This window comes from Pelomonas lactea (assembly GCF_043555885.1).
Lineage (GTDB): Bacteria > Pseudomonadota > Gammaproteobacteria > Burkholderiales > Burkholderiaceae_C > Pelomonas > Pelomonas lactea.
On the sequence record NZ_JBIGHX010000007.1, the window covers coordinates 178,779 to 193,676 of the forward strand.

The window sequence follows — 14,898 nt, forward strand, 5'->3', positions numbered from 1 at the left end:
GGCACCCTCGCGCCCCTGGCGCCCCTGGCGCCGTTAGCATGACACCCGTCTCACGACCGAACCGCTCCACCCACCATGGCCCACGAACTCGATCTCGCCGCGTTCTCGCTTGACGATGCCGTCCCGGCCGACCTGGGCGCGTTCGACCTGCTGCAGTCGCAGCGCGAACGCGAGGAAGCCGACGCCCGCAACCGCGCGCTGGAACTGAAGGCCCAGGCCTGCGACAACGCCGCCGAGGCCTGCTACTACCTGGCCCGCAGCCTGGGCGCCGCGCGCGACCTGCCGCAGGACGGCGAAGCCAGCCTGGAGCTGCTGTTCCAGCTCATCGGCGCGCTGGCCGACCTGCCCACCGACATCGCCACCGCACCGCTGCCCGAGGTCGTCGGCGGCCGCGACGACGGCATCACCGAGCTGTGCCTGCAGCTGGAAGCCGCCCGCGAGGTGACGGCCGACGCGCTGATCGACGCCGACCTGGCGCCGGCCCGCCACGCGTTCTGCCACTGAACCGGCCCTGCCCATGAAAAAAGGCGCCCCGCGGGGCGCCTTTTTGCGTCAGCCGGGCAGCGCGCTCAGAGCGTGCTGCTGGGCGCCTGGCCCACCACGGTGGCCGGCGGCAGCGTCAGCCGGTTGTCCACCGCCTTCACGCCCGCGGCGCTGGCGGCCACGACCGTCGCGCGCTCGCGCGTCGGCGCGTCCGGCGCCTGGCCTTCCAGCTTCACGACGCCATGGTCGGTGCTGACGGCGATGGGCACGGCGGCCAGCGTGGCGTCCGCAGCCAGCGCCGAACGCACGGTCATCGTGATGCCACTGTCCTCCGGCGACGGCACGGCCGGCGCCTGCGCCACCGGCGGCGTCACGGGGGCGGCAACGGCGCTGGCGGCCGTGTCAGGCGTCGTGGCGGCGACCGGCGGCGTCGCCGTCTGCGGCATCAGCGGTGCCGGGCCGGCCGCGGTGGGCGGCAGCGTCAGCGGCGTGGTGCCCGGCTGCACGGCAGCCGCGGGCGCCGGCTCGACGGCGGGAGCCGCGGCCACGGTCACCGGCGGCTGCAGCGGTTGCAGGGCCGCCGTGCGCGGGTTGGCACGCTCCACCAGGTCCGGGCGCGGCGCAGGCACCGGCGCCTGGGCAACCGGGCGAGCCGCCTCGGGCGCGGGCCTGACGGTCGTCACCGGCGGACCCAGGCGCTCCGCGGCTGGTTCAGCGGGCGCGGGTGCGTCCGCAGCGGCCACGGTGTCGCGGTCGGCGGCGGGCGCCGGCTCCACGGGCGTCGCCTCCGCCACCTGCGTGGGCATGGCGGCGCTGCCGATCACGGCGGGCGGGGCGGCGGAGGTCTCGGCGTGGCGGTTCATCGCCCAGATGGCGACACTGGCGATGACGGCGGCCCCGACGCCGGCCGCGATCCAGCCCGCCGTGGCCTTGGGGCGCTGCGGCGGCAGCGCGGCGGCGCGGGGCTGGGCATGCACGGCCGGCGCCACGCGGGGCGCGGCGGCGGGCGCTGCCTGCGCATACAGCGGCGGCGTGGTGCTCAGCGACGGCGTGATGCTGGCCGGCTTGGCGCCGGGCAGGCGGGCGCCGACGCCCGCGGCCTTCACGGAAGGCTTGTCCGACGGGGTGGTGTCGATGTGGTTGGACCAGCCGTCGGCGTGCAGAGATTTCGGGAACTTCATGTCAGCCTCCTGTCGTCGTCTTGCGACCGTTGCGATGGAGGCAACTTTGCGGCGGCACGGCGCCGGCCCGTGCCGGCGTGGCGCCCCTGGCCCTGTAGGACGGCGGGCCGCGCCGGTGAGCGTTTGTGAGCGCTGTTAGAAGCCTTGTACGGGCAGCGCCGCGCCGCGCTGCAGCCAGTTGCGCGGCGAGTAGCGGCTGGCGCCATCGGTCACGTGCAGCGTGTACGCATGGCGCGACCGGGCGGAGCGGTTCGCCGCCGAGTAGTGCGGCAGCAGGCCGTGGAAGACGACCAGCGAGCCGGCCTCCACCTCCAGCGGGATGGCCTGCGCGGAGTCCGCCGCGGGCCAGGGCGTGGCGTCGATCTGCTCCATCCACGCCTTGCGGCCCTCGCGCACGAAACGCTCGCGCAGCACGCCGCGCGGGCCGCGGTGGCCGCCGGGCTCGGTCCACAGGCAGCCGTTCTGCAGCGTGGCGTCTTCCAGCGCGAACCAGAAGGTCGTCACGGTGACCGGGTCGCTCTCGAAGAAGCTGGCGTCCTGGTGCCAGCGCACCTCGCCGCCGATGCCGGGCTGCTTGAAGATGAACATGCTCTGCCAGACCTGCGGCCGGCTCAGCCCCAGCGCAGCGGCCACGCCGCGCAGGGCGTCACCCTTGGAGAACGCGCTGAACACCGGGTCCAGGTCGTGCATCGCGTGGCCGATCTTGTTGATGGCCAGCTCCTTGGGCACGCGCAGCCGGCCCTGCTCGTCGAAGGCCTCCTCCTCGAAGAAGCAGCGCACCTGGTCGCCGCTGTCGAGGAAGTAGTCGTCCACGTGGCGCTGCTGCTCCTCGGTCGTGAACACGGGGCGCTGCTCGCCGGGGTCGAAGGCATCAACGATCTGCAGCGCGCGCTCGCGCAGCGCGGCGATGTCCGCGGCGGACTTGAAGCCCGGGATGACGAGATAGCCTTGTTCGGCGTAGCGGGTGGCGTCGACGGTCATGGCTCGATTGTGGGCCCAGGTAACGGCCGCCATGCCGCTCAGGCCGGCTCCCACACCAGCGCCAGCGCGAGTGCGGCCTCCGTCACCGCGCGGCCCAGCGGCGTCGCCGGGTCGGGCCGGCGCAGCCGCGGCACCGGGCCGCTGAGGTCCAGGCTGCCCACCACGGTGCCCTGGTGCAGCATCTCGTAGCCGACGGCTGCGGTCTGCGGCTGCGGGCTGCCGTCCAGCAGGTGGGCCGAGCGCAGGCCCACGGTCAGCTCGCCGCGGCGGTAGGCGCCTTCGCGGCTGAGCTTGCCGCGGCGCACCTGGCCCTCGCCGATCTGCAGCATGGCCGCAGGCCCCGTGCCCCATTTGCAGCTCAGCACCCAGGGCTTGCTGTCGGTGAGGCGGCCGTTGGCGCTCTGCTCGGGCGTCCAGCCCTCGCAGCTCACCGCCGCGTCGCCGGCGCTGAAGCTCAGCGGGGCGCGCACGCCGGCGGGCAGCGGGTCGAACAGCGACAGCCGCTCGGCCCCGCGCTCGTAGCGCACGCGCTGGCCGCCAAGTGCGAACTCGCCCTGCCGCCCCCAGCCGGCCTTGCCGAAGCTCTCCTGCGCGACACCGGCCACCGACGGCGCCTGGGCCATGCTGCCCTGCACCGGCGGGCGCCCCGGCCGCCCGTCCTGCACGGCGGCACAACCGGCGAACAGCAGCAGGGTCGACGCGGAAAGGGCAGGCAGGACGTGGCGCATGGGCGATCGGGTCTGTGACAGCGGAGGCACCCACTCTAGGGCCGGGCATCCTGGACAGCTGTTACCCCACGTTGCTTGCGTAAGTCGCCACGCCGGTCGCCGCTGGCGCCGGCGGGCAGCGCGCTCAGGGAGTCTGGGACGGCACGTCGGACGCCGCCTCCTGCGGCGCCGACGCGGCCACACCGATGCGGGCGATGGCCAGGTCGCCGGCGAACTCGCTGTAGAACCAGTCGTCGCCCACCTTCACGAGCCCGCCGTCCTCGGGCGGCGCGAGCGGCGTGCTGGGCTGGCCCTTGAGCGCGACGGCCATCGTCGCGGCCCAGACCGGCAGCGCCAGCCCGCCGCCGCTCTCGCGCTCGCCCAGCGACTTGGGCTTGGGGTAGCCGATCCACACCGCGCCGGCCCGCGCGGCCTGGAAGCCGCAGAACCAGGCGTCCACCGCGTCGTTGGTGGTGCCGGTCTTGCCGTACAGGTCCCAGCGGCCCAGCATCGCGCTGGCGCGCGCGCCGGTGCCCTCGCGCGTGACGGCGGCCAGCAGCTGCGACGTCATGAACGCGTTGCGCGCGCTGACGGCCGTGCGCGGCTTGGGCGGGTCGGCCTGCCAGAGGGTCTCGCCCTGCGCGTCCTGCACCTTCTGGATCAGCCAGCCGGTGGGCAGCTGGCCCGCGTTGGCGAAGGCGCCGTAGGCCTGGGCCATCTGCAGTGGCGTGACGTCGCCGGTGCCCAGCGCGATGGTCAGGTTCAGCGGCTGGCGTTCTTCGTCCAGCCCGAACTTGGCCGCCCACCCGCGCACCCGCTGCGGGCCCAGCGCCTGCGCGACGCGGATGGTGACCATGTTCTTGGAGCGCGCCAGGCCCTGGCGCAACGTCAGCGCCTCCTCGTACTGGCCGTCGTAGTTGCGCGGCGACCAGTCGCCCTGCACGAAGGGCTCGTCGCTGACCAGCGTACCGGCCCAGCCGCCCTGCTCGATGAGCGCGGAGTAGACGAAGGGCTTGAACGCCGAGCCCGGTTGGCGCCAGGCCTGCGTGGCGGAGTTGAACTGGTTGCGCGTGAAGTCGAAGCCGCCCACCAGCGCACGGATGGCGCCGGTGGCCGGGTCCAGCGTGACGACGGCGCCCTCGGCCTGCGGCGTCTGGCTGAGCTGCCACTGCTTGTTGGACTCCAGCACGCGCACGACGGCGCCGCGCTTGGCGCCCTGCAGCGGCCGCAGCGCAGCGCCCTTCAGCGTGATGCGCTCGCCGTCGGCCAGCACGAGCTTGGCGGCGCTCTTGTCCTGCTCCAGCAGCACGGCGGTGCGCAGCTCGCCCAGGTCGGGGTGGGCATCGAAGGCGGCGTCCAGCGCGTCGTCCAGGCCGTCGCCCTCGGGCAAGGGCACGGTCGCCTCCGGGCCGCGGAAGGGCTGGCGGCGCTCCAGCTCGAACAGCGCATGCCGCAGCGCCTGCTGGGCGGCGGCCTGCTCGGCGTACAGCAGCGTCGTCGTCACGGTGAGGCCACGCGTGTAAGCGTCCTCGCCGTAGCGGGCGACGATCTCGGCGCGCACCTGCTCGGCCGCGTGGTCGGCCACGCCGGCCAGCCGCTTGGGGCGCTGGATGGCCAGCGGCTGCTCGCGCGCCGCCTTGGCCTGTGCGGCCGTGATCAGGCCCACGCCGGCCAGCCGCTCCAGCACGACGGCCTGGCGGCGCCGCGCGCGCTCGGGGTAGATCGCCGGGTTCAGGCCGTTGGGGTTCTTGGGCAGGCCGATCAGCAGCGCCACCTCGGCCGTGGAGAGCTTGTCCAGCGTCTTGCCGTAGTAGCGCTCGGCCGCCGCGGCGAAGCCGTAGGCACGGTTGCCGAGGTAGATCTGGTTCATGTAGATCTCGAGGATCTGCTGCTTGCTCAGCGCGTGCTCGATCTTGATGGCCAGCAGCGCCTCGACGATCTTGCGCGTCCAGCGCTGCTCCTTGGTCAGGTAGGTGTCGCGCGCGAGCTGCTGCGTGATGGTGGACGCGCCGTGCAGCGGGCCGCTGTGCGTGAGGTTGCGGAAGAACGCGCGCGCGATGCCGCCGAAGTCGATGCCCGAGTGCGTCCAGAAATCGCTGTCCTCCACGGCCAGCAGCGCGTCCTGCATGGGCTTGGGGATGTCCTTCAGCGGCACGAAGCGGCGTCGCTCGGCGCCGAACTCGCCGATGAGCTGGCCGTCAGCACTGAGCACGCGCAGCGGCTGGTGGGGCTGGTAGTCGGTCAGCGTGTCCAGCGCAGGCAGCTGCACCCAGATGAAGGCCGCGACGATGGACCCCAGCAGCAGGATCGCCACGGGGATGCCGACGAGCGCACTCAACCAGGGGCGTTGGACGAAGAACTTGAGCATGGCCCGCATCGTAGGGGCTGCGCGCGGCCTGCCGCGCCCATGAGGAAAGTCAGGGCCGTCGCGCCGGCGCCGGCTGCGGCCTGCAGCTCGGTAGCCCGATGCTGCGCTTCGTCCGATGGCGGCTGACGTACGGGGCAGCGGCCTCTAACTTTGCGGCACCACGTCCTGACACGGAGATCCCATGAAAGCCCTGCTGCCCCTGATGCCCCTGCTGCTGGCTGCTGCGCCGGCCTTCGCCACGCCCGCGACGCCCGCCAGCTGCCCCGCGGCGGGCGACCAGCTGGCCGATGCACTGGACGCCGCCAAGCGCCGCGTGGGCCGCGACGCCGAGGTCCGCGTGCTGTTCGAGGTCGGCGCCGACGGCCGCGCCCGGCTGGTGAACCTGCAGGGCTCGCGCCAGTACCAGACGCCCGTGCGCCTGGCCGTCGGCGAGCTGCAATGCCAGCCCGGCACGCCGCAGCAGTACGTGCTGGACATCCGCTTCGCCGAGCCCGCGCGCGGGCCGTCGACCCGCTGGGCCGGCGCCGCGTCACGCTGACGGGCCGGCCGGCTGGAGCTGGAAGAGCTCCGCCGCGTTGCCCCACGCGATGCGCTGCGCCACTTCGCCCGGCATCTGGCCCAGCCAGCCGCGGTAGTCGGCGAACAAGCCCTCGTAGTGCTGCCAGCGCTGCGTGACCCAGGTGTCGGAGCCGATCAGGAAGCGGCGCGCATGGTCGGTCAGCAGCGCGCGCCACTCGGCCGTCAGCCGGCCGTCGGCGGTGACGCCGGGCCGGTACGACAGCTCGCCGCGCAGGCCCGCATGCCGCGCGAACAGCTCGCGCACGCGCGCCACCGCTTCGCCGCCGATGCCCGTGTGCGCCCACAGCAGCGACGCGCCGGGCGCGTGACCGAGCAGCTTGTCCACGGCCACGCCGTCCACATGCGCCAGCACGGTGAGGCCGCGCTCGCGGGCCAGCTTCATCAGCGCGACGGCGGTGGGGCCGTCGGCGTTGGCGCTGTCGTAGAGGTGGAACTCGCCAAGGCCGCGGAACGGCCCGGCGGGGCTGCCCTGGGCCAGCAGGTCCAGCACCATGCGGCGGATGCTGTCATCGGCAAACCAGCCGTTGTAATCGGCCCGGTTGCGGTACAGCCGCACGAACGGCACCCACTGCGCGCCATGCTCGGCCACCAGCCGCAGCGTGCCGTCATTGGGCCGGCTGTTGACCAGCGCGCCGCGCACGCCCGCACGGGCCATGCGCGCCAGCACGTCGGCCGGCGGATGCGGCAGCTGCGCGTCGTCGTTGTAGTGCAGGTGGGCGTCGAACAGCGGGCCGTCATAGCCAGATGCCCGGGCGGCCAGCGGCAGGCCGGCCAGCAGCAGCGCGCGGCGCTTCAGCATGACCGTGTTCCGGGCCGAGCGCCGGGCTGCCATGGGCCAGAGGCCCATGGCCTGTCGTAGGCACAAGCAGTCCGCAGGGACTGCTTGGGTCCGACTCCAGTTCGCCAAGCCGGCCCGCCATGGCGATGTGCTCGCGGCTCAATGCCGAGAGCATCGCCGTCCCCTCGGGGGACCGGCCAGATGCGCACGCGTTCAGCGTGGCGCATCGGGACGAGGGGCTTCACGTTCCGCCGCGGCGATGAGACGGCTGATGCGGGAAACGGACAATCCCTGCTGGGCGGCGAGGTCCGTCATCGCCACACCGCCCTCGGTATGCGCCAGCCACAGCGCCTGCTCGCGGATGCCGCCGGCGCGCCGCAGCCATTCGGCCCAGGGCGTGCGCACCACGCGCTTGGGCGCGCCCGCGGCGGCGCGCATGCGGCGAGCAAAGTCGGCATCGCCCAGGAAGATCTGCTCGCGCAGCCGCCCGGGCCACAGCTGCAGCCCCGGCTCGGACGCCACCAGCCGCGCATAGCGGTCGCCCGCCAGCCGGTGCTGCGCGGCCGTGACGGCCTGCTTGTTCAACAAGTGGCTGTGCAGGCCGTCCACGTCCAGCCACGCGGGCGCCGCCTCCAGCCCGGCCAGCGCGCGGAAGCTGGACCCCGGCCATTCCGCCGCGCCGTGCGACAGCCCCTCGCGCACCGGGTTCAGGTCCACCCAGCGGCAGGCATCCAGCAGGTGCCGCTCGCGGTCCACCAGCACGGCATGGAAGCGTCCCTGGAACAGCGGCCCGCTGAAGCCATCGCGGCGCTGGCGGTGCTGGGTGTAGACGCCGTTGATATGGCGCATCAGCGCCGACAGGTTGGCGCGGCGCGTGAACAGCAGCAGGTCGTAGTGGTCGGGCATCAGCGCGTAGGCCAGCGCGATGGCGTCGAAGCGGTGCAGCGCCTGGGCCAGCAGCGCACACATCTCGCTGCGGTCTGCGTCGTCGGCGAACGCCGGCCGGCCGCTCTCGGACGGGCAGTGGGCGCCGATCAGGTAGACCGCGCCGGCAATCTCGAGTCGAGCGGGCCGGGCCATGCGCCACATTAAATGTCCCGCCGCCCGGAATGGCAAGATGGCGGCCTGCCGGCCCATCCATTGCCCCATGAAGACCCACCAGATCGAAATCCAGAAGTTCAAGGCCGCCGCCAACAACATCCACGGCCAGGTGCTGTTCAAGGTCGACGCGCTGCTGTCGACCCGCGAGCCGCTCGAGGGCATGGAGCCCAGCAGCATGCTGGTGATGACCGAGCAGAATGCCCGCGTGCTGATGGCGCTGCTGAAGACGCAGCTGGCCGAATTCGACAGCAAGAAACCCAAGAGCCGCCACGGCCGCCACGGCTGAGCCGCAGGACGACGCCCATGAACTACCCGCAATACAACCCCGCCTCCGACAACCGCCCGCTGGCCGACGAGGAGCTGAACGACCTCGACGAACTGCTGGCCGCGCTGCACGCGGACGGCACCATGAACATCGAGGCGCTGGACGGCTACCTCGCCGGCCTGCTGCTGACGCCCGGCCGCAACCTGGCCGCCCTGCCCGGCGCCGACTGGCTGCCGGTGGTCTGGGGTGGCGACGCAGAGAACCCCGACGACAACGCCCCCTTCGCCAGCGGCAAGCAGCGCAAGAAGGTGGTCATGCTGGTGCTGCGCCACCTGCAGTCCATCGCCACCGCGTGGGCCCAGCACCCGCAGGGCTGGGAGCCCATCTTCAGCTTCGCCGACGGTGAGGACGAGGACACCGAGTACGCCGACGCCGAGGACTGGGCCGCCGGCTTCCTGACGGCCGTGGACCTGGCGCCCAACGCCTGGGCACCATGGTTCGACGGCGCCGAGACCGGCCCGCTGCTGGCGCCCATCGCGGCGTTGGGCAGCCCCGACGGCGCGCTGGCCGAGGGCTCGGCCCAGGACCGCGACGAGGCAAGCCGGACTATTCCTGACGCCATGCTGGCGTTGTGGGCGATTCGTCAGAAAAGCTGAGAAGCGGGTTTTTATCCCCTCAACGCAGGTGGCTCCCGCCCCCGCTTTGGTTCACACTGAGCCCATGCTTCACACCGTGCTCGCCTCCCTGGGCCTCGCCGTCTGCATCGTGCTGGCCGTCCACATGGCCCTGCCTTCGCGGCTGCGCAGGCGCGTGGATGCCGCGATGGCGCGGCTGGGCGACTGGCTGCAGGCACAGGTGGACCGCGCCATCGGCTGGCGCCGCCGCCAGCGCCAGACGCGCGCCGCCGCGCTGGAGGCCGACCGCGTGATCCGCCGTGCGCGCGAGTCGGCACAGAACAGCCGCACCGACGGCGAGTGGGACGGCAACGTCTACCGCCCCAAGAGCTTCGAGAAGCCCAAGAAGCCGCACTGACCGGCCCGCCGGTTTCCACGATATTGCGGATGGCACCCCGCCGGGCGCTGGCTACGCTGCGCGGCCTTCACTCCCGCGACCACCGCCATGCCCGGACTGCAGCTCGACTCCGCCCTGATCGCCCGGCTCAAGGACTGGAACTTCTCGACCGCCCTGCCCGACGCGCTGAAGGCGCTGGGCGCCGAGCGCCACTGGCAGCTGCTGCTGACGCCGCTGGGCCAGTTGCCGCAGGAGCCGGAGCCCGAGGTGGCGCTGCCGCTGCTGGACCGCACGGGCGCGGCGCAGACCACCGAGTTCGGCTGGGACTGGGGCGCCACCGTCGGCGCCTCGGCGGCCGTGACGGTGGACGTGCTGGACGAGGCGCTGCGCGAGCAGCTGAACATCCAGCCCGGCGACGGCCGCGTGGCGCTGTCGGTGGGCGCGGACCTGGCGCTCACCGCCGGGCTCACCGGCCAGCAGGCCATCTCGACGTGGGGCCAGGCCTCGGCCGCGTTCTCGGCCGAAGCCGGCGCAAAGCTGCACTGGTACTTCAGCGACGCGACGAACAGGCTGCTGGTCGACGCGGTGGCTGCGTCGACGCGCTTCTGGCGGCTGCCCAACGACTACACGGGCCTGATGGCGCTGGCGCCCAGCCCCGACTTCTGGGGGCTGCGGCTGGACCTGACGGGCACGCTGGACGCCCAGCTCAGCGCCGGCGCCAGGCAGGGCTGGAGTGGCTGGACCTATGGCCTCGACGGCGAACAGGCGCAGATCGGGCTGAGCATCGGCGTGGATGCCCACATCAAGTTCGCGCGCACGGCCGATATCAGCCTGCATGTGCGGCCCGAGCAACGGCACGACCGGTGGGGGCTGAAGGTGGAGCTGGAGGTGCTGGACGCACGTTCGGACGCGTTCGCGCTGACGCTGGCGGCGTCGCTGGACCTGACCGCGCTGGCGGCCAGCGCCGAGCGCGCGCTGCGGGCCGCCTGGCCGGCCGTCGATGCCCGGACCTTGACCGCACTGACGCAGCCCGGCACGGCGCTGGGCGAGAAGCTGGCGCAGATCGCCGGCGGCCGGCTCGCTGACGACGACGTGCGGGCGCTGGCCCTCATCGCCCTGGGCCAGGCGGATGCAGGCGCCACCCAGGCCCGCTGGGTCAGCCAGCTCACGCAGCCGCTGACTGACGCGCTGGACGGCGCCCTCACCGGCCTGGTGGATGGCACGGCCGACGCGGATGCGCTGCTGGACGCGTGGCTGGACCGGCTGCTGGGCCAGCGCCCGTTGGCCGACGAGCTCAAGGCGCCGCTGAGGCAGGCCGTCGGCGACGCGCTGGCGCAGGCCACGCAGCAGTGGCAGGCGCGCGTGAGCGCGCTCAAGACCGCGCTGACCGACAAGACCGGCGCGGCGCTGGACGCGGTGCTCGCGCCGCTGGGCGCACTGGGCGACAAGATCGGCCAGGAGCTCAAGCGGTTGAACGGCGCGGTGCCCGAGGCCGTCACGCACGCGCTGAGCGCCTACGGCCGGGCACGCGAGCGGCTGCTGGCGGCGCTGTCGGACGCGAAGAAGGCCAAGCTCGGCCTCACGCTGGCGGCGCAGATCCAGCGCAGCCGCTCGCGCGGCATCGCGGTGGCGGGCTGGTTCAGCGGCCAGGGCGACCAGGCCGCCGCGCAGGCGCTGTACCAGTCGCTGTGCAGCGGCCGCATCGCGCTGCTGGGCGAGCTGGTGGACGCCGCGCAGGCGGGCCATGCGTTCGAGCTGGACGAGGGCTGGCTGACCAGCGCGGCCAAGGCGGTCGAGACGCAGTCGGCCACGCTGACGCTGTTCGGCGCTGCGCTGACGGACACGCGGGTGAGCCTTGTCGACATGGCGTTCAAGGCCGACCTGTGGGGCCGGCTGATCGCCGCCAAGGCCCTCGCGCAGGTCGATGCGCGCACGCTGAACCCCTGGTTGGCGCGCACCGCGATGCTGGGCGTCAGCGCCGGCCTGACGCTGGCCGACGGCGTGCGGCGCGTGGAGGTGGGTTTGGACGGCGCGTTCACGGCGCGTGGCAGCAAGGTGGACAAGGGCTTCGTGCAGGCGCTGGTGGACGGCTATGCGGCACGCGTGGGCGTGCGGCCGCCACGCGACGTGGGCGCGCTGCTGGGCGAGCCCGCCACGCCGGAGCAGCGCGCCGCGTTCTGGCGCGGGCTGACGGTGGCCGTGCCGGTCAGGCTGGGGCCGGCGGACTGGCTGAAGTTCGAGAGCCAGCCGCGCTCGGCCGTGATGGCGGCCTTTCTGCGGCACGGCCTGGCCGCGCTGGACGACGTCTATGCCGGCATGAAGCGCTTCAGCGGCACGTCGCCCAGCGCGGCACTGCAGCAGAAGGCCGACGAGTTCTTCAAGGGTGACGGCGCCGTGGGCCGCATGGTGGCCTACCTGGGCCTGTACGAGGCGCGCTACGTGGCGCCGCGGGACCCCGACATCGGCTACGCCACCGGGCTGGGCTACGCCGGCGTGTCCAACTCCTTCCAGCTGACGGCCACCAATGTGCAGTTCGCGGTGTTCCACCGCTTCGCCGGCGTGCTGCGTGCCGCGGCGGCGCTGCACGGCTCGGCCGCGGCGGTGCGGCAGGCCTTGCAGGACGCGCCCGACGGCGAGCTGCCCACCGCCACGCGCGCCCGGGTGGAGCGGCCGCTGCGCGACATCCGCGCGGCACTGGAGGCGGTGACCGTGGCCAGCCAGACGCTGACCGGCCTGGGCGAGGCGCTGGCCTGGCCGTTCGCGACCTTCCTGCTCGCCATGGCCGAGCTGACGGGCCAGCTGCCGCCGGGCTTTCTGATGGTGGCCGAGCCGGCGGGCGCCGACGCGCCGCGGCCGCTGCTGCTGGCCTGATCTCAGCAATCCAGGGGATGACGGCCGCCGGGGCCGCGCCTCCAATCGCGGCGCATCCCAGGAGGCCGCACGCCATGTTCAATTCGGAGACGCTGGAAGTGGCCATCGGCATGGCCTTCCTGTTCCTGCTGATGTCGTTGATCTGCACCGGCATCAAGGAGTGGATAGAAGGCATCTTCAAGTGGCGCGCGATGGACCTGGAGCGCGGCATGCGCACGCTGCTGGACGACGAGGGCGGCCAGCTCACCGCCCACGTCTACGCGCACCCGCTGGTGTCCTCGCTGTACCAGGGCGGCTACGACCCCGCCCACCTCGCCGTGAACCGGCTGACCAACTGGGTGCCGGGCGTGTCGCGGGCGCGGCAGATGCCGTGGTCGCTGCGCCGCAACCTGCCGTCCTACATCCCGGCCGGGCATTTCGCGCGGGCGCTGATCGACCTGGTGGCGCGCGGCCCGGCCAGCGCCAGCAGTGAGGCGGCCCCGCATGCACCGCTGACGCTGGCACAGCTGCGCGAGCGCGCGGCCGAGCTGCAGTCGCCGTTCCTGCGCCGCGCGGTGCTGAGCGCCATCGACCACAGCGGCGGCGACCTGGCCCAGCTGACGCAGAACCTGCAGAACTGGTTCGACGGCGCGATGGACCGGGCCTCGGGCTGGTACAAGCGCCGCACGCAGACCGTGCTGTTCGCGCTGGGCCTAGCGGCGGCGGCCGCGCTGAACGTGGATGCGATCTACGTGATGGGCCGGCTGACGGTGGACAAGACGCTGCGCGAAACGGTGGTCACGGCGGCGGCGCAGGTGAAGCCCCCCGAACCCGGCGCGTCGGCCGCCAGCGGCATCGCCGCCGCGCAGCGGGCGCGCGAGGAGCTGGAGAAGGTCGGCATGCCCATGGGCTGGCGTGGCGGCAACCTCGACGCGAAGAACCCGGCGGACTGGTCGGTCGCCGACCTGACGCCGGTGCAGATGTGTCGCATCGAAGACGTCAAGCGCTGCACGCCCACTGGCTACGCGCATGTGCGCGTCGCGTTCGGCTGGCTGATGACCGCCTTCGCGGTGATGCTGGGCGCGCCGTTCTGGTTCGACCTGCTGAACAAGTTCATGGTCATCCGCTCCACGGTGAAGCCGCGCGAGAAGAGCCGCGAGGAAGGCAGCGAGGACCGCGCCGACCCGTCCAAGGACGCCGTCGGTGCCGCCGTGGCCACCGTCGCTGCGGCCGCCGCGCCGCATGCCTCCACCGATTCGCCGGCGCCACCCGCGCCCGTGCCCGGCGCCCCGCCAGACTTCGTGCCGCACACCTGGCGCGACGGCCGCACCAACCCGCAGGAGATTCCGCTGTGAGCGCCGGGTCCAGCGATTCCGAGCTGATGGTCAACCGCGACCTCACCCGCCTGGCGCCGGCCTTCCGCGCCGCGGTGGAGGCGGCGATCGCCGAGTGCAACAGCCCCGCCAACGGGCTCAACGCCTTCGTCTACGAGGCCTACCGCTCGGCCGGGCTCGCAGCCATGTACTACCAGCGCGGCCGCACCGTGAAGCCGCCGTACAAGCCGGTGACCAACGCGCCGTCCAACCTGCACAGCTGGCACGGCTTCGGCCTGGCGGTGGACGTGGTGCATGCGCAGAAGTTCTGGTCGCCGCCCGAGGGCGACGCCTGGTTCCGCAAGGTGGGCGCCATCTTCAAGAAGCACGGCTGCACCTGGGGCGGCGACTGGAAGATGGCGGACCTGCCGCACTTCCAGTGGGGCCGCTGCCCGGCCAGCCCGTCCGACGCGGCGCGGGCGCTGATCAACGCACAGGGCATGCAGGCCGTCTGGGAGCATGTGGACGCGCTGGGCACCGCCCAGCCGGCCGCGCCGGTGGTGCTGAGCGACGCCGCCGCGCCCGAGGTGATGACGCCGCCGGCCGCCGCGCCGGCCGTGGCGCCAGCCGCCACCGTCACGTCGCGCACGCTGGGCACCATCGACGGCGAAGGCTTCGTCTGCACCATCCGCGAGGACAGCGACGGCCGCGTGCATTTCACGGCCGATGCCGACATCGACGCCGACGGCGCCAACGGCCAGGCCGGCGGCCCGGCGGCCTATCGCGATGACGACAGCGGCACCGAGGCGCTGGCCAACGGCGGCATGCGCATCGACGCCGATGGCCGCGTCGTCTGCGCGCAGAACTGGGCGCGCGACATCGTGCTGCTGGGGCCGGACAACCAGCCGCGCGTGTTCCCCGGCGGCGTCATCGCATCCACCACCTGGTACCGCCACGCCGGCAAGGCGCTGGACGACCCGGCCGCCTACGTGGACGCCGAGACGGTGCCCTACGTCGTCGTGCCGCCGCTCGTCGTGCAGCGCACGGCCGGCGTGGTGCGCGGCTGCAAGGCGCGGGTGACCTGGCGCGGCAAGAGCGTGGACTGCGTCGTGGCCGACCGCGGCCCGGCCAACAAGGTGGGCGAGCTCAGCATCGCCGCGGCGCGGGCGCTGGGCATCCCGTCCAGCCCGCGCAACGGCGGCACCGACAAGGTGGAGGTGCTGTACGAGCTGTGGCCCGGCGTGGCCGCGCCGGGGTTCTTGCTGCAGAAGGCCTGACGCG

At 73.3% G+C, this 14,898-nt stretch carries 14 protein-coding genes; 8 read left to right on the top strand and 6 right to left on the bottom strand.

The features are described 5' to 3' along the window. Window positions 1–75 precede the first annotated feature (75 nt). Window positions 76–504 (top strand): hypothetical protein, encoded by a 429-nt coding sequence (locus tag ACG04Q_RS18990; RefSeq protein WP_394512833.1) that lies wholly within the window; start codon window positions 76–78, stop codon window positions 502–504. 65 nt (window positions 505–569) lie between these two features. On the opposite strand, the gene ACG04Q_RS18995 is transcribed toward ACG04Q_RS18990, so the two are convergent. The 4 genes from ACG04Q_RS18995 to ACG04Q_RS19010 form a co-directional block, all read right to left on the bottom strand. Further along, on the bottom strand, window positions 570–1,664 hold the full coding sequence (locus tag ACG04Q_RS18995) for a BON domain-containing protein (protein ID WP_394512834.1): 1,095 nt from the start codon (window positions 1,662–1,664) through the stop codon (window positions 570–572). Between the two features lie 135 nt (window positions 1,665–1,799). Beyond that, complete coding sequence (locus ACG04Q_RS19000; RefSeq protein WP_394512836.1) at window positions 1,800–2,645, bottom strand: phytanoyl-CoA dioxygenase family protein; 846 nt, start codon at window positions 2,643–2,645, stop codon at window positions 1,800–1,802. Window positions 2,646–2,683: 38 nt separating this feature from the next. Further along, window positions 2,684–3,373, bottom strand: coding sequence for a hypothetical protein (locus ACG04Q_RS19005; RefSeq protein WP_394512837.1), 690 nt, complete (start codon window positions 3,371–3,373; stop codon window positions 2,684–2,686). Window positions 3,374–3,497: 124 nt separating this feature from the next. Next, entirely contained in the window at window positions 3,498–5,720 is a 2,223-nt protein-coding gene (locus ACG04Q_RS19010; protein WP_394512839.1) for a penicillin-binding protein 1A, read from the bottom strand. Between the two features lie 181 nt (window positions 5,721–5,901). Here ACG04Q_RS19010 and ACG04Q_RS19015 point away from each other — a divergent pair, with 181 nt between their 5' ends. Continuing rightward, a complete protein-coding gene (locus ACG04Q_RS19015; protein WP_394512840.1) occupies window positions 5,902–6,258 on the top strand; it encodes a hypothetical protein in 357 nt (118 codons plus the stop codon). On the opposite strand, the gene ACG04Q_RS19020 is transcribed toward ACG04Q_RS19015, so the two are convergent. After that, window positions 6,250–7,098 (bottom strand): amidohydrolase, encoded by an 849-nt coding sequence (locus ACG04Q_RS19020; RefSeq protein WP_394512842.1) that lies wholly within the window; start codon window positions 7,096–7,098, stop codon window positions 6,250–6,252. The two genes, ACG04Q_RS19015 and ACG04Q_RS19020, sit on opposite strands and share 9 nt — an antisense overlap. A gap of 192 nt (window positions 7,099–7,290) precedes the next feature. Beyond that, window positions 7,291–8,157, bottom strand: a complete 867-nt coding sequence (locus ACG04Q_RS19025) for a transposase (RefSeq protein ID WP_394512843.1) — start codon at window positions 8,155–8,157, stop codon at window positions 7,291–7,293. A gap of 67 nt (window positions 8,158–8,224) precedes the next feature. Between ACG04Q_RS19025 and ACG04Q_RS19030 the strand changes: the two genes are divergently transcribed. The 6 genes from ACG04Q_RS19030 to ACG04Q_RS19055 all read left to right on the top strand — a co-directional run bounded on the left by ACG04Q_RS19030 (window position 8,225) and on the right by ACG04Q_RS19055 (window position 14,894). Further along, window positions 8,225–8,464 carry a hypothetical protein gene (locus ACG04Q_RS19030; RefSeq protein WP_394512845.1) on the top strand — a complete coding sequence of 80 codons (240 nt, stop codon included), beginning with the start codon at window positions 8,225–8,227 and terminating at the stop codon, window positions 8,462–8,464. A gap of 17 nt (window positions 8,465–8,481) precedes the next feature. Then, window positions 8,482–9,099, top strand: coding sequence for a UPF0149 family protein (locus ACG04Q_RS19035; RefSeq protein ID WP_394512847.1), 618 nt, complete (start codon window positions 8,482–8,484; stop codon window positions 9,097–9,099). Window positions 9,100–9,163: 64 nt separating this feature from the next. Next, entirely contained in the window at window positions 9,164–9,475 is a 312-nt protein-coding gene (locus ACG04Q_RS19040; RefSeq protein ID WP_394512848.1) for a hypothetical protein, read from the top strand. An 87-nt stretch (window positions 9,476–9,562) separates the two neighbouring features. Beyond that, window positions 9,563–12,325, top strand: coding sequence for a hypothetical protein (locus ACG04Q_RS19045; protein ID WP_394512850.1), 2,763 nt, complete (start codon window positions 9,563–9,565; stop codon window positions 12,323–12,325). Between the two features lie 74 nt (window positions 12,326–12,399). Beyond that, window positions 12,400–13,659 carry a hypothetical protein gene (locus ACG04Q_RS19050; RefSeq protein ID WP_394512852.1) on the top strand — a complete coding sequence of 420 codons (1,260 nt, stop codon included), beginning with the start codon at window positions 12,400–12,402 and terminating at the stop codon, window positions 13,657–13,659. Continuing rightward, entirely contained in the window at window positions 13,656–14,894 is a 1,239-nt protein-coding gene (locus ACG04Q_RS19055; protein WP_394512853.1) for a M15 family metallopeptidase, read from the top strand. The genes ACG04Q_RS19050 and ACG04Q_RS19055 overlap by 4 nt, the downstream gene beginning before the upstream one ends. The last annotated feature ends 4 nt before the right edge of the window (window positions 14,895–14,898 follow it).

What these genes read in the sequence shown, in the direction of transcription:
- ACG04Q_RS18990 (WP_394512833.1), top strand. Translation starts at nt 76, where the DNA reads ATGGCCCACGAACTCGATCTCGCCGCGTTCTCGCTTGACGATGCCGTC.
- ACG04Q_RS18995 (WP_394512834.1), bottom strand. Translation starts at nt 1,664, where the DNA reads ATGAAGTTCCCGAAATCTCTGCACGCCGACGGCTGGTCCAACCACATC.
- ACG04Q_RS19000 (WP_394512836.1), bottom strand. Translation starts at nt 2,645, where the DNA reads ATGACCGTCGACGCCACCCGCTACGCCGAACAAGGCTATCTCGTCATC.
- ACG04Q_RS19005 (WP_394512837.1), bottom strand. Translation starts at nt 3,373, where the DNA reads ATGCGCCACGTCCTGCCTGCCCTTTCCGCGTCGACCCTGCTGCTGTTC.
- ACG04Q_RS19010 (WP_394512839.1), bottom strand. Translation starts at nt 5,720, where the DNA reads ATGCTCAAGTTCTTCGTCCAACGCCCCTGGTTGAGTGCGCTCGTCGGC.
- ACG04Q_RS19015 (WP_394512840.1), top strand. Translation starts at nt 5,902, where the DNA reads ATGAAAGCCCTGCTGCCCCTGATGCCCCTGCTGCTGGCTGCTGCGCCG.
- ACG04Q_RS19020 (WP_394512842.1), bottom strand. Translation starts at nt 7,098, where the DNA reads ATGCTGAAGCGCCGCGCGCTGCTGCTGGCCGGCCTGCCGCTGGCCGCC.
- ACG04Q_RS19025 (WP_394512843.1), bottom strand. Translation starts at nt 8,157, where the DNA reads ATGGCCCGGCCCGCTCGACTCGAGATTGCCGGCGCGGTCTACCTGATC.
- ACG04Q_RS19030 (WP_394512845.1), top strand. Translation starts at nt 8,225, where the DNA reads ATGAAGACCCACCAGATCGAAATCCAGAAGTTCAAGGCCGCCGCCAAC.
- ACG04Q_RS19035 (WP_394512847.1), top strand. Translation starts at nt 8,482, where the DNA reads ATGAACTACCCGCAATACAACCCCGCCTCCGACAACCGCCCGCTGGCC.
- ACG04Q_RS19040 (WP_394512848.1), top strand. Translation starts at nt 9,164, where the DNA reads ATGCTTCACACCGTGCTCGCCTCCCTGGGCCTCGCCGTCTGCATCGTG.
- ACG04Q_RS19045 (WP_394512850.1), top strand. Translation starts at nt 9,563, where the DNA reads ATGCCCGGACTGCAGCTCGACTCCGCCCTGATCGCCCGGCTCAAGGAC.
- ACG04Q_RS19050 (WP_394512852.1), top strand. Translation starts at nt 12,400, where the DNA reads ATGTTCAATTCGGAGACGCTGGAAGTGGCCATCGGCATGGCCTTCCTG.